The sequence below is a fragment of the Occultella glacieicola genome (assembly GCF_004353825.1).
Classification (GTDB): Bacteria; Actinomycetota; Actinomycetes; order Actinomycetales; family Beutenbergiaceae; genus Occultella; species Occultella glacieicola.
The window spans coordinates 189,280-201,771 of sequence record NZ_SMNA01000006.1 but is presented as its reverse complement, the minus strand read 5'-3'; the positions used below and the strand labels follow the sequence as shown (position 1 = coordinate 201,771).

The following is a 12,492-nucleotide window of genomic DNA, read 5'->3' as shown; positions in this document are numbered from 1 at the left end:
GCACCGAACCACCCATCCCCATGTGACGGTGAGCGCGAGCGGCCAACTGGTGGACACGCGAAGGAGATGGACCGATGACGGACGGTGTTGGACCGATCGACTACCTGGCCCTGGAGTTGCCGGCGGCTCGAATGGAGGGAAAGGGACTGGCGGCTCTCGTCGATCTGACCGAGCGCGGGACCATCCGGATCCTCGACCTGGTGGTCGCGGTCGTGGGCGAGGACGGGCAGGTCGGCGTGGTCGAGGTGAGGGACCTCGACGGTGACGGTCAGTTGGATCTGGCGATGTTCGACGGCGTCCGCTCCGGGCTCCTGGACGAGGACGACATCACGCAGGGCGCGGCGCTCGTCGCACCGGGGAACGCGGTGGCCCTGCTCGTGTACGAGAACACCTGGGCGGCTCCGTTCGTCTCGGCGATGCGTGATGCCGGGGCGGAAGTGGTTGCCGGCGGGCGTATTCCGGCAGGCGACGTGATGGCAGCGCTCGACTCGCTCGAGGCTGCCGAGGCATGAGAGGGATGGCGATATGGGACTGATCCGTGGAATGGTCCGCACCGCCGTGGTCGCAGGTACTGCGACGGCGGTGTCGAACCGGGTGTCGCGGCGGCAGGCAGGACGCTGGGCTGCGCAGGAGCCGCAACAGGCGCCGACGTACAACGAACCCCAGTACCAGCAACAGCCGGTGTACGCGCAACCGCCGGCCGCTGCACCGGCCGGACCGGCCGGGCCGGTGAGCTCCGAGGAACTGATCGAGCAGCTGCAGAAGCTCGGAGCGCTGCGTGACCAGGGCATCCTGACCGATGCCGAGTTCGAGGCGCAGAAGGCCAAGCTCCTGCAGTGACCGCGCGAACCGTGAGCTCGGCGGCCGGGGTCCTGGCAGCCACCTGCCTGTCGACGCTGGTGGTGAACGCCAACACGTCGGCCGTGAGCATCCTGTTGCCGGCGATCAGCGCGGACACCGGGACGTCGGTCCACGACCTGCAGTGGGCGGTGACGGGCTACTCGCTCGTCGGCGCGGCGGTGATCATCACGTCCGGGTCCCTCGGTGATGTGTTCGGGCGGAAGCGTGTCTTCCAACTCGGTCTGCTGCTGTTCGTCGTTTCGTGCGTGATGATCGCGCTCGCCGGTTCCGGCGCGATGGTCATCGCCGGGCGGGCGATCCAGGGCGCCGCGGGCGCGACGATCCTCGCCTGCGGGCTCAGCCTGCTCTCGGTCGGCACCGACGACGCCAGCAGGGCCGGTGGCGATGATCAGCTGCGGTCCATCTCGTTGTGGGGAGCTGCGGCAGCGGTCGGTGCGGCGGCCGGGCCGCTGCTCGGTGGCGTCCTGGTCGAACTGACCGGCTGGCAGGGCCTCTTCTGGATCGACGCCGGTGTCGCGCTGGTCTGTATGGTGCTGACCTACGTCACCGTCGCCGAGTCCCGGGACCCGGACCGGCCCCGGTCGATCGACTATCTCGGTGCGGTGCTGGTGGCACTGACCCTGACCCCGCTGATCCTCGGCGTCAGCATGAGCGGCGACTGGGGCTGGTTCTCGGCCGCCACCCTCGGGTGCTTCGCGGTCGCGGTGGTCGCGGGCTGGCTGTTCCTGGTCGTCGAGCGGCGCGTGAAGGTACCCCTGCTCGACCTCGCCCTGCTGCGCAACCGGGTCCTCGTGGGCTCGACCATTGCGATCCTGGTCGGCGCCGGCACCATCAATGGGCTGATGTACCTGCTCAGCCTGTACTTCCAGAGCCCAGTTGCCCTCGGCTTCTCGCCACTCCAGGCCGGCCTGGCCACCCTGCCCGCCACGGTCGGGCTCGTGGTGGTCGCACCGCTCGTGCCGCGGCTCGCCAAGGGTTTCGGTGCACGGCAGACGATCGGCCTCGGCTTTCTGCTGACCACGGCAGGCTTCGTCGCGATCGGCTTCACGGACGCGTCCTGGCGCTACGCGACGTTCCTGATCCCGCTCGTGGCGGTCGCCATCGGCATGGGGCTCTCGAACGGGCCCGCGTCCTCGGCAGCCACGGCGAGCGTGCCGCAGGAGCAGGTCGGAGGCGCCTCGGGGGTGTCCAACATGGCGCGGTACGTCGGTGCCGCACTGGCGACCGCCCTCGCCGCCACCATCTACGGCGGCGTCGACGCGAACCAGCGCCTGGCCGGCGCCGCCGAGGCGGATGCGCTCGCCGCCGGGCTTGCGGCCGCATCCTGGATGTTCGCCATCATCAGTTCTCTCGCACTCGCGCTCTCCGTCCTGACGATCCGACGCCACCGCGGCACTCGAGCGACCCTCCAGGACTCGGCCGCCGCTGCCGCGGCCCACCTGCACACCCTCCCGACCAACACGCTCGAGGCCGTCTCGAAGGAAGCCCGATGAATACCGTCGTGCCGTTCACCCGCGAGAACTACGCAGCCCGGATGACCCGGACCGTGGCGCAGGCGCGCGCCATCGGCCTCGACGGGGTCCTGGTTACGCCGGGGCCAGATATGCTCTGGTTGACCGGATACCGGCCGACCGCGATCACCGAGCGTCTCACGATGCTGTTCCTCACGACCGACCGGACGCCGACATTGCTGGTCCCCATCCTCGAGCGTCCGGACGCCGAGGCCGCCGAGGGCACAGCCGAGACGGCGGTGCTCGACTGGGCCGACGGCGCCGATCCGTACGAGGTCGCCGGGTCGTTGCTGCGCCCCGACGGCAGATACGGAGTCTCCGACAGCGCTTGGGCCCTGCACGTGCTCGGCCTCCAGGCCGGGCTGCCCGGCGTGGTTCTCCACTCGCTCACCAATGCGCTGCCGATGCTGCGTGCGGTCAAGGACGACAACGAGCTGGCCCGGCTGGCGGCGGCGGGTGCCGCCGCGGACGCGACCTACGAGGCGATCGTCGACGTCCCGTTCGCAGGTCGCCGCGAGGTCGACGTGGCCGCCGATCTGGCGAACCTGCTGCGCCAGCACGGACACGAACAGGTGGACTTCACGGTCGTCGGGTCCGGACCGAACGGTGCCAATCCCCACCACGAGGCGGCCGATCGCGTCATCGAGGTCGGTGACTGCGTCGTGCTCGACTTCGGTGGGCTGATGTCCGGGTATGGCTCGGACACCAGCCGGACGGTCTGTGTCGGCGAGCCGACGTCACTCATCAGTGAGGTGCACGAGGTGGTTCGTCTGGCCCAGCAGGCCGGCGTGGACGCCGTGCGTCCGGGGGCCGCCTGCCAGGAGGTCGACCGCGCGGCGCGGCACTCGATCACGGACGCGGGCTACGGCGAGCGGTTCATTCACCGGACCGGCCACGGGATCGGGGTGACCACGCATGAACCGCCGTACATCGTCGCGGGTGAGGATCTGCCCCTGGTGCCCGGGATGTGCTTCTCGGTGGAGCCTGGCGTCTATCTGCCCGGGCAGTTCGGTGTTCGCATCGAGGACATCGTGACCGTCACCGTGGACGGCGGGCTGCGCTTCAACACCACCGACCGCGGCCTGCGCATCGTGGGATAACTACCCGTCACCGTGTGGCGCGAGCCCACCCGCGCCGGGGTCAGGATGACCGACGAATACCGAGGAGGCACGATGAGCGCGATCGACGCCGCGGCCGACGGGGCGGTTCCGAAGGGCACCGCCCGAGCGAAGGTTCCGGCCCGGGCCTGGATCTCGTGGACCGCGCTGGCGCTGATGACCACGAGTTCGGTGGCGAGCCTGCGGCCCTCACCGACGATGGCGATGTACGGGCTCGCGTGTGTGTTCCTCTACCTCGTGCCGGCCCTCGTGTTCCTTCTGCCCACCTCCCTCGTGTCCGCCGAACTGGCCTCCAGCTGGAAGGGCGGGGTGTACCGATGGGTGTCGCTCGGCATCTCCAAGCCCATGGGCTTCCTCGCCGTGTGGTGCCAGTTCGCGATGACGATCTTCTACTACCCGAGTCTGCTCGGATTCGTGGCCAGCACGCTGGCCTACGTGATCAATCCCGCCCTCGCCGCCAGCGGCGTGTGGACGGCCTGCGTCATCGTCGTCGTGTACTGGGCCGGCGTCTGGATCTCCTCGCGTGGCACGTCCGGCGTCGCCGGGTTGGCGAGCGGCGGCCTGATCATCGGGACCCTCGTTCCTGGCGCCGTCCTGGTCATCCTCGGCCTCATCTTCCTCGGCCAGGGCAACGCCTCGGCGGCCCCGATGGACTCCGACCACCTCCTGCCGGCCTGGGCCGGGCTGGCCAGCCTCGTGCTCATCGTCAACAACTTCCTCTCCTACTCCGGCATGGAGATGAACGCCGTCCACGTGGGCTCGCTGAAGGATCCGGCGAAGCAGTTCCCGAAGGCGATCTTCCTGGCCATGGGCCTGGTGCTGGTGATCTTCATCCTGCCCGCCCTGGCGATCAGCTGGATCGTCCCCGCGGAACAGTTGTCCCTCACAGCGGGCATCATGCAGGCGTTCGAAACCATCTTCGCCGAGTTCGGGACCCAGTGGCTGACCCCGATCTTCGGGGTCATGCTGGTCGCGGCCTCACTCGGCGGGATGCTGACGTGGCTCGCCGGCCCCTCGAAGGGCCTCCTGCTGATCTCGCGGCAGGAGGGCTACCTTCCGCCCGTCCTGCAGAGGCTGAACAAGAACGGGATCCAGCAGAACATCCTGGTCGCCCAGGGCCTGGTCACCACCGTGATCGCCCTCGGGTACGCACTGGTCCCGAGCGTCTCGAGCGCCTACTGGATCTTCTCGGTCATCACCACCCAGGTGTACCTGATCATGTACCTGCTCATGTTCGTGGCCGCGGTCCAGTTGCGGCGCAAGGATCCCGGCCGCGCTCGCGGCTACCGGGCCCCACTCCTGAAGACCCTGTGCGGGGTGGGCTTCACCGCATCGCTCGCGGCGCTGCTCGTGGGCTTCGTGCCGCCGTCGCAGTTCGGGGGCGGCAACACCCTGGTCTACCTGGCGATCGTCGGCGGTGGCGCTCTCGGTCTCGGCCTCCTCGTCCCGTTCCTGTTCTACCGGTTGCGCAAGCCCTCCTGGAAGCTCTCGGAGAACACCGAGAACACCGAGAACACGGAGGAGGCGGCGACATGAATACGTACGAGCATTCCGACCCCATCGAGTACGAGGTCTCCGACCCCAAGCAGCGGCGCTGGACGTACTGGGTCTGCATCGTGCTGCTGATCGGGCTCACCGTGGTCGCGGTCCTCATGTTCAGCACGGCGCGCTCCACCGCCCGGGCCGAGGAGCGGGCGGACGAGTTCATCGCCGCACTGGAGGCCGCCGGAGCTCCGACCCCGTCGCGGGAACAGGTCGTGCGGGTGCTCGGCGACGACGGGGGAGCCACGTGCGCCGACCCCGGCAGCGCGCTGGGACGCGCGGTGCTGTTCTCCATGCTCACCAACGGCGCAGCCGGGCCGGGGCAACGACCGATCATCGCCGACAGCCGCGCCGTCCAGGGACAGTTGCTCATCATCGAGACCTACTGCCCGGACGAGCTCGAGCCCTTCCGCGAGCAGATCGAGGACCTGCAGTTCGAGGATGTGATCGGATGAGCACGGCGCTCGCCGAGCGGGTCGCAGCCCTGATGCCGCGGGCCCGCACGGAGCTCGCGGACCTCGTCGCCATCCGGTCGGTCGCCGATCCGCGCCAGTCCTCTCCCGCGGAGTGCGCGCTGGCGGGCCGATGGGTGGCGGAGTCCTTCCGTGAACTCGGTTTCGCCGACGTCGACCTCCATCCGACCGCAGACGGCAGCCTGGCCGTGGTGGGCTCACGACCGGGACCCGATCCGGCGGCGCCCACGGTTCTGCTGTACGCCCATTACGACGTGCAGCCCCCGCTCGACGACAGCGCGTGGAGGACACCGCCGTTCGAACTCACGGAGGTCGAGGGCCGGTGGTACGGCCGGGGGACGGCCGACTGCAAGGGGAACATCGTGACGCACCTGGCCGCGCTGCGCGCGCTCGGCGACGACGTCCCCGTCGGACTCAAGGTGGTCGTCGAGGGGTCGGAGGAACAGGGGACGGGTGGGCTCGAGGACTTCGTGCCGCGACATGCCGACCTGTTGCGTGCCGACGCCGTGCTGATCTGCGACACCGGGAACGCCGCCGTGGGAAGACCGGCGCTCACCGTCAGCCTGCGCGGCATGGTGAACGTCGTCGTGCATGTCCAGGCGCTGCGCAGCGAGCTGCACTCGGGGATGTTCGGGGGCCCTGTCCCCGACGCCCTGGCGGCGCTGGTGGCCGTCCTGTCCTCCCTGCGGGACGCCGACGGGAACACGACCGTGCGAGGCTTGGACAACACGCAACGTTGGACCGGCACGCCGTACGACCCGGACACCTTCCGGGATGACGCGCACCTCCTCGTCGACGAGGCGCTGCTGGGGTCCGGAAGTGTCTCGGACATGCTCTGGGCGCGACCGGCCCTGACGATCCTCGGCATCGACTGCCCGCCCGTGGTGGGCTCGACCGCCGCGCTGGTCCCGCGGGCGAGCGCACGCCTCAACCTCCGGATCCCTCCCGGGATCACACCGGTCAAGGCCGAGTCGGCGCTTGTCGAGCACGTCCAGCAGGCGGCACCCTGGGGCGTCGCCGTCACCGTGGAGACCGAGGCGCTGGGTTCGCCCTTCCGCGCGGCGACAAGCGGCCCCGCGTATGCGGCGATGCGCACCGCGATGCACGAGGTGTACGGCGTGGAACCCGTCGAACTCGGTCAGGGCGGGTCCATCCCGTTGTGCAACGTGTTCGCCGAGACCTTTCCCGACGCCGAACTCATGCTCCTGGGCGTCGAAGATCCACTCGCCCTCATCCACGCCCCGAACGAGAGCGTGCATCCCGGCGAGATCGAGCATCTGGCGACGGCGGAGGCCCTCTTCCTGCGGCGGTACGCCGGGAACGCCTGAAGCCGCGGGCGCGCGATCCGGGTGCGCGGACCCGGCCCGGCGCCGGCAAGCAGCGGGTCGCCACCCGGTGGCCCGAACACCACGGCAATGGAGGACACGATGGACCTCACACTCGGAGAGGTGTTCTGGAGCATGCTCTGGTTCTTCCTCTTCTTCATCTGGGTCTGGCTGCTGATCAGCGTCTTCGCCGACATCTTCCGCAGCGACGACATGGGTGGCTGGGCCAAGGCGCTCTGGACACTGCTGGTGATCGTGCTGCCGTACCTCGGAGTCTTCGTCTACCTGATCGCGCGCGGGAAGAAGTTGGGTCAGCACGCCGCCCGGGACGCTCAGCTCCGGGACCAGCAGATGCGCGACTACGTCCAGAGCTTCGCGAGTCCCTCCGGGAGCACCGCGTCCGAGATCGAGAAGCTCGCCGGCCTCCATCAGACCGGCGCCCTCACCGAGGACGAGTTCGTGCAGGCGAAGGCCAAACTCCTGGCGTGATGGGAGCAGCGCCTGCCCACCCCGCAGCGGGTGATGCACAGCCACCCCGGCGGCCGACAGCGTGGGGGAACAGGACCGACGGGGCAGGAAGTCCTCACGTCCATCGATGTCCGACCGAGCGGGAATGGAAAGTCATGACCACGACGAACGACGTGCCGGCACGGCCAGGTGTGCAGGTCGGCTCCGCTAGCGAGTTCACCCTGTTCTTCACGGTTCTGCCTGGCCATGCGCAGGCGCTGCGCGACGCGCTGAGAGACCTGCAGAACTCCCCGGGCTACCGGCCCGGCGACTACGAGGTGCCGATCGCCAGCATCCATGAGGCCCGATTCGTACTGTTCGACGACGACACGCGCCTGCTCTTCGCGACCAGTTTCGACGGACCCTGGGACGCCTACATGGAGGACTTCGCTGCCAAACCCCTCCAGTTGTTCGCGGCGATCTTCGAGCATGTCGAGGGGTTCCACGGACTGCCCGACGTCGCGGCCGTGAAGAGCTTCATCCTGGGCGCGCAAGTCAGCGCAGCCGCGTACGCGAGGAACTACCCGGGCACGGTGAAGGAGCACCGCAGGGCACTGCGGCTCGCGGCGGCGTTCCAACAGGTCCTGGACGACCCCCGGGCCGAGGAAGCCCTCAGCCACCCGGCCCTCAAGCCGCTCCTGGACGAAGCGTCGGTGGCCTAGGTGTCAGACCACATCTCGGGGCCACGCGCGCTGGCAGACCCCATCGCCGACATCACCGACGTGTACGCGTTCCCGAGCCCGGAGCGGCCGGGGTGGCTGGTCCTCGTCATGAACACGATGCCGTTCGCCGCAGCGGACGGCAGGTTCTCCGACGGTCTCGTCTACCGGTTCAGGTTGCGCCCGGTCGACGTCGACCTCGCCGACCGGCGGGTCGAATCTCCTCATGGGGCGAGGGAATGGGTTCTGGACTGTGTGTTCGACGTGCCGGGAACAGCGGGTGCCCAGCAGGGTCGGTGCACGCTGGGCAACGGTCAGGGCACGAACTGCACGGTCGCCGACCCGGTGGGCGGCGAGTCGAGCGGCATCCGGATGTTCGCAGGTCCACGCTGGGACCCGTTCATCATGGACGCACCGGCAGGCCTGCGCACGATCGCCGAGCAGCGACTCTCCTTCACCGATCCCGGCTCCATCTTCATGGACGGCAAGAACGTGCTGAGTCTGGTGGTCGAGGTGGACTGCGCCGCGGTCCTCGGCCGGCCAGGGCCGGTGGGGCTCGTCGCCGAGACGAAGACCCGGGGTACGTTCCAGGTGCGGATCGAACGGGTCGGCCGGCCGGAGGTCAAGAACCTCCTGCTCGCTCCCAAGCAGTTCGACACGATCAACCGGGACCTGGAGATCCGCGACCTCTACAACATGGAGGACGGGTTCCACCTCGGCAGTTCCTACGCCGGCGCCTACCGTGCCCGGCTCAACGCCAACCTCGCGTTCTGGGACGGTCTTGACGGTGAGGTGCACTGGCCGCTCAGCGACGCCGGCACCCATCCCCTGACCGAGATGGTGCTCGCCGACTACCTCGTCGTCGACCCGACGAAGCCGTACACCGAGCGCGGCAGCTTCCTGGAGATCGAGCGGGCGACCCGGGAGGGGCGCGCCCACGAGACCTGCGGGGGGCGGTCGCTCAACGACGACGTGATGGATGTCCTCTACACACTCTGGATCAACGGCGGCGCCGGCCCCGTGATCAGCGACGGCGTACATGCCGCCAGCCGGCCCGCCTCGACGACCTTCCCCTATCTGGCCTCGGCGAACCCGACTCCGCCGACGCCCCCGGCACACGTCTGAGGCGGTGGGTTCACACGATGACGACCGGTGACGACGTCACACTCGACCTCGACGACATCCAGTCCGGAGCGCTGCGCGAACGGCCGTCGCCGTACGTCGGCAGATATCTGCTGCTTCGGCTTGACGATGTCGCGCAGGGCCGTGAGCTCGTCCGTCGACTGCACGCCCTCCTCGAGGATCAGCGCTCGGCGTCGCCGTCGGCGACCCGGGCCTGGCTGACCGTCGCCTTCACCTACGAAGGACTCAAGGCACTCGGAGTGCCCCCGTCATCGCTGGACAGTTTCCCCCGTGAGTTCCGCGAGGGCATGGCGGCACGTGCGCAGGAACTGGGGGACGTCGGCGAGAGCGGCCCGGAGCGCTGGGAGCCACCGCTCGGCAGCCCGGACGTCCATGTCGCGGTCTCGGTGCTCGCGCCGGACCCACCAGCCCTCGAGGCGGTGGCGGAACGAGCACGGTCCAGGTACGCCGACCTGGCATCGGTGGCGGTGGTGTGGCGGCAGGACTGCTATCAACTGCCCTCCGGACGAACATCGTTCGGGTTCAAGGACGGAATCGGGAATCCCGACATCGAGGGCAGCGGACTCGTGCCGCGCAACTCACGCGAGCGACCGATCAAGGCGGGGGAGTTCATCCTCGGGTACCCCGACGAGACCGGATCGCTCGCCCCGATGCCGATCCCGGACGTGCTGGGCCGCAACGGGACCTATCTCGTGTTCCGCAAGCTGCACACGAACGTGGCGGCCTACCGGCGCTACCTTCGCGACCGCGCACGCGACCGCCAGGAGGAGCGGCTGCTCGCCGCCAAGATGGTGGGCCGCTGGCCGAGCGGCGCGCCCCTGGCGCTGGCACCGGACCGCGACGAGCCGAGCCTCGGTGCCGACCCGCACCGCAACAACGACTTCGCCTACGGCGACGACCCGGGCGGCTTCAAGTGCCCGGCCGGAGCGCACTCACGCCGGGCCAACCCGCGGGACTCGCTCGAGTCCGAGCTGACCACGGACACCCGGCTGCACCGGATGGTCCGGCGAGGCACGAGCTACGGCCCGCAACTGCCGGACGATGTCCTGGACGACGACGGCGCCGACCGCGGCATCATCTTCGTGTTCGCGGGGGCCCACCTGAAGCGCCAGTTCGAGTTCGTCAAGACCCAGTGGCTCAACGACGGGATCTTCATCGGCGCTCCCGCCGAAAGGGACCCGCTGGTGGGTGCCCACCAGCAGCCGACGGACTTCACGATGGCCCGCCGCCCGATCCGCAGGAGGCTGCGGGACGTGCCGCCGTTCGTCGTGACCCGCGGCGGGGAGTACTGCTTCGCGCCCGGACTGAGAGCACTTCGGTGGCTCGGCGAGCTGGACACCTGAGGAGAACCATGTCTGACGAACACGCAGGTTCGAGGGCACCTCGAAGCACCCGCTGGCAGGCGCTCGACTTCGCCCCTCCCGATGCCGACGTCGACGAGACCGGGCCCCCGGTGCGGGTCGACTACACAGAGGACGAGCGGGTGGCAGTCATCACCCTGGACCGGCCGCACGCCGACAACGCGATCACCACGCAGATGGGAGCACTTCTGACCGAGGTGCTGGAGACGATCGCCGTGCGTAGCGCCGTCCGAGTGGCCATCATCACCGGCGCCGGCACCCGCGCCTTCTCCGTCGGCAGCGACCTCAGACAGCGCAAGAACATGACCAAGGAGGGCTGGCTGCGTCAACGTCAGGACTTCGACCGCACGTTGTACACGCTGCGTCAGTTGCGCAAACCCATCTTCGCGGCCGTCAACGGCATCGCCTACGGCGGTGGCTCCGAGATCGCGCAGAGCACCGACTTCATCATCGCCAGCCGCAACGCGACCTTCGGGCAGCCCGAGGCGATGATCGGCCTCGCCGCAGGCGGCGGCTCGCCCGTCTTCCTCCCACGCCTGCTGCCACCGGGCAAGGCCCTCGAACTCCTGATGACCGGCGATCCGCTCAGCGCCGCCGAGGCCCACCGGCTCGGCATGGTCAACCAGGTGTGCGACCCGGACGACCTCATGGAGACGGCGCACCACGTCGCAGCCAAGATCGCGGCCAACTCACCCACCGCGGTGCAGGCCGTCAAGCACGCGGTGCGGACCGGGCAGGGCGAGCCCACCGAGCAGGCCATCGCCATCATGATGGAGGCGCACTGGCGCTCCGCGGTCCACCCCGACCGCGTCGAGGGGATCGCGGCATTCAACGACGGCCGCGACCCCGTCTTCCAGGACTCCGACCACTGACGCCGAACACGATCCCCGACCCCAGGAGCCCTCCATGACCGTCGACGACCTCCGCCAGGCACGTGCCGAGCTGGTGATGATCAACCCGCAGCCCTACAACGCCGAGGCGCCGCCGCGGGGACTCGTCGACGACATCACGCCGACCAGCGAGCACTACGTGCGCAGTAACTTCGCGCTCCCCGCGCATGACGGCACGCTCGTGGTCGGCGGCGCCGTCGAGAGGCCGCTCACGCTCACCCTCGCCGAGCTCCGGGACCTGCCTGCTGTGGAGTCCGCCGTGACCCTGGAGTGCGCCGGCAACGGCCGCCTCGACACCCGCCCGCTCCCCACCGGTGAGCCGTGGGGTCGGGGCGCCGTGTCGACGGCCAGGTGGACCGGAGCCCGGCTCAGCGACATCCTCGACCTGGCCGGGCCGCGTATCGACGGCATCGAGGTGCGGTGCGAGGGCGCCGACAGCGGCACCTATCACCTCACGCCCATCCTTCCCGAGACCGGTGACCAGCTGAGGTTCGTGCGCTCCCTCTCGCTAGCCCATGCCGCAGATCCCGCGAGCGACATCATGGTCGCCTACGCCATGAACGGCGCGCCCCTCGAGCCGGACCACGGCAGACCCTTCCGGCTCATCGTGCCGGACTGGTTCGCGGTCGCCTCGGTCAAGTGGCTCACCCGGCTCGATGTGCTCACCGAGCCGTTCGTCGGCGAGTTCCAGACCGGCCACTACATGTACGAGTGGCCGGACCGGCAACACGAGCCGGTCACGCACCTGCGCGTCCGGGCACGCATCACCGATCCGGCGCCCGAGGCCGTGATCCCGTTGGGTCCTTGCACCGTGCGCGGGAAGGCGTGGTCCGGCACGGGACCGGTGACCGCCGTCCAGGTGTGCTTCGCCGGCGACGGGGTGTGGCACGAGGCCGAGCTCGGACCGCGACGCGAGCCGCACACCTGGCAGAGCTGGAGCTACACCTGGGAACCGGGCGGGCCGGGGCGGTACAGCCTGCGTGCCCGAGCCACCGACGCGGCCGGGAACGTGCAGCCGGACGTCCCGCCCTGGAACCGTCTCGGCTACGGCAACAACGCGGTCGAGGTCCAGTACGTCGACGTCGCCTGACCGGCATCCCTC

The 12,492-nt window shown here is 69.5% G+C and carries 13 protein-coding genes; all 13 read left to right on the top strand.

Annotation, left to right across the window (positions count from 1 at the left end; translation table 11 throughout):
- Positions 1-74: 74 nt before the first annotated feature.
- The 13 genes from EXU48_RS13730 (at position 75) to EXU48_RS13670 (ending at position 12,480) form a co-directional block, all read left to right on the top strand.
- Complete coding sequence (locus EXU48_RS13730) at positions 75-512, top strand: DUF6325 family protein (protein WP_133108230.1); 438 nt, start codon at positions 75-77, stop codon at positions 510-512.
- 13 nt (positions 513-525) lie between these two features.
- The gene (locus EXU48_RS13725) at positions 526-840 is read left to right on the top strand and encodes an SHOCT domain-containing protein (protein WP_133108229.1); all 315 of its coding nucleotides are present in this window, start codon (positions 526-528) and stop codon (positions 838-840) included.
- A complete protein-coding gene (locus EXU48_RS13720) occupies positions 837-2,354 on the top strand; it encodes an MFS transporter (protein WP_133108228.1) in 1,518 nt (505 codons plus the stop codon). Before EXU48_RS13725 ends, EXU48_RS13720 begins: the two co-directional genes overlap by 4 nt.
- On the top strand, positions 2,351-3,472 hold the full coding sequence (locus EXU48_RS13715) for an aminopeptidase P family protein (RefSeq protein ID WP_133108227.1): 1,122 nt from the start codon (positions 2,351-2,353) through the stop codon (positions 3,470-3,472). Before EXU48_RS13720 ends, EXU48_RS13715 begins: the two co-directional genes overlap by 4 nt.
- 72 nt (positions 3,473-3,544) lie before the next feature.
- Positions 3,545-5,026, top strand: coding sequence for an APC family permease (locus EXU48_RS13710; protein ID WP_133108226.1), 1,482 nt, complete (start codon positions 3,545-3,547; stop codon positions 5,024-5,026).
- A complete protein-coding gene (locus EXU48_RS13705) occupies positions 5,023-5,487 on the top strand; it encodes a hypothetical protein (protein WP_235857019.1) in 465 nt (154 codons plus the stop codon). The genes EXU48_RS13710 and EXU48_RS13705 overlap by 4 nt, the downstream gene beginning before the upstream one ends.
- Positions 5,484-6,833: a dipeptidase gene (locus tag EXU48_RS13700; RefSeq protein WP_133108225.1), complete on the top strand. Its 1,350-nt coding sequence runs from the start codon at positions 5,484-5,486 to the stop codon at positions 6,831-6,833. The genes EXU48_RS13705 and EXU48_RS13700 overlap by 4 nt, the downstream gene beginning before the upstream one ends.
- A gap of 99 nt (positions 6,834-6,932) precedes the next feature.
- On the top strand, positions 6,933-7,319 hold the full coding sequence (locus EXU48_RS13695) for an SHOCT domain-containing protein (protein WP_133108224.1): 387 nt from the start codon (positions 6,933-6,935) through the stop codon (positions 7,317-7,319).
- Between the two features lie 134 nt (positions 7,320-7,453).
- Complete coding sequence (locus tag EXU48_RS13690) at positions 7,454-7,999, top strand: hypothetical protein (protein ID WP_133108223.1); 546 nt, start codon at positions 7,454-7,456, stop codon at positions 7,997-7,999.
- Positions 8,000-9,121 carry a DUF4331 family protein gene (locus EXU48_RS13685; protein WP_133108222.1) on the top strand — a complete coding sequence of 374 codons (1,122 nt, stop codon included), beginning with the start codon at positions 8,000-8,002 and terminating at the stop codon, positions 9,119-9,121. It begins immediately after the preceding gene.
- Between the two features lie 17 nt (positions 9,122-9,138).
- Positions 9,139-10,482, top strand: a complete 1,344-nt coding sequence (locus EXU48_RS13680) for a Dyp-type peroxidase (RefSeq protein WP_133108221.1) — start codon at positions 9,139-9,141, stop codon at positions 10,480-10,482.
- A gap of 8 nt (positions 10,483-10,490) precedes the next feature.
- Positions 10,491-11,372: an enoyl-CoA hydratase/isomerase family protein gene (locus tag EXU48_RS13675; RefSeq protein WP_133108220.1), complete on the top strand. Its 882-nt coding sequence runs from the start codon at positions 10,491-10,493 to the stop codon at positions 11,370-11,372.
- Positions 11,373-11,406: 34 nt separating this feature from the next.
- Complete coding sequence (locus EXU48_RS13670) at positions 11,407-12,480, top strand: sulfite oxidase (RefSeq protein WP_133108219.1); 1,074 nt, start codon at positions 11,407-11,409, stop codon at positions 12,478-12,480.
- Positions 12,481-12,492: the final 12 nt, after the last annotated feature.

What these genes read in the sequence shown, in the direction of transcription:
- EXU48_RS13730 (WP_133108230.1), top strand. Translation starts at nt 75, where the DNA reads ATGACGGACGGTGTTGGACCGATCGACTACCTGGCCCTGGAGTTGCCG.
- EXU48_RS13725 (WP_133108229.1), top strand. Translation starts at nt 526, where the DNA reads ATGGGACTGATCCGTGGAATGGTCCGCACCGCCGTGGTCGCAGGTACT.
- EXU48_RS13715 (WP_133108227.1), top strand. Translation starts at nt 2,351, where the DNA reads ATGAATACCGTCGTGCCGTTCACCCGCGAGAACTACGCAGCCCGGATG.
- EXU48_RS13710 (WP_133108226.1), top strand. Translation starts at nt 3,545, where the DNA reads ATGAGCGCGATCGACGCCGCGGCCGACGGGGCGGTTCCGAAGGGCACC.
- EXU48_RS13705 (WP_235857019.1), top strand. Translation starts at nt 5,023, where the DNA reads ATGAATACGTACGAGCATTCCGACCCCATCGAGTACGAGGTCTCCGAC.
- EXU48_RS13700 (WP_133108225.1), top strand. Translation starts at nt 5,484, where the DNA reads ATGAGCACGGCGCTCGCCGAGCGGGTCGCAGCCCTGATGCCGCGGGCC.
- EXU48_RS13695 (WP_133108224.1), top strand. Translation starts at nt 6,933, where the DNA reads ATGGACCTCACACTCGGAGAGGTGTTCTGGAGCATGCTCTGGTTCTTC.
- EXU48_RS13690 (WP_133108223.1), top strand. Translation starts at nt 7,454, where the DNA reads ATGACCACGACGAACGACGTGCCGGCACGGCCAGGTGTGCAGGTCGGC.
- EXU48_RS13680 (WP_133108221.1), top strand. Translation starts at nt 9,139, where the DNA reads ATGACGACCGGTGACGACGTCACACTCGACCTCGACGACATCCAGTCC.
- EXU48_RS13675 (WP_133108220.1), top strand. Translation starts at nt 10,491, where the DNA reads ATGTCTGACGAACACGCAGGTTCGAGGGCACCTCGAAGCACCCGCTGG.
- EXU48_RS13670 (WP_133108219.1), top strand. Translation starts at nt 11,407, where the DNA reads ATGACCGTCGACGACCTCCGCCAGGCACGTGCCGAGCTGGTGATGATC.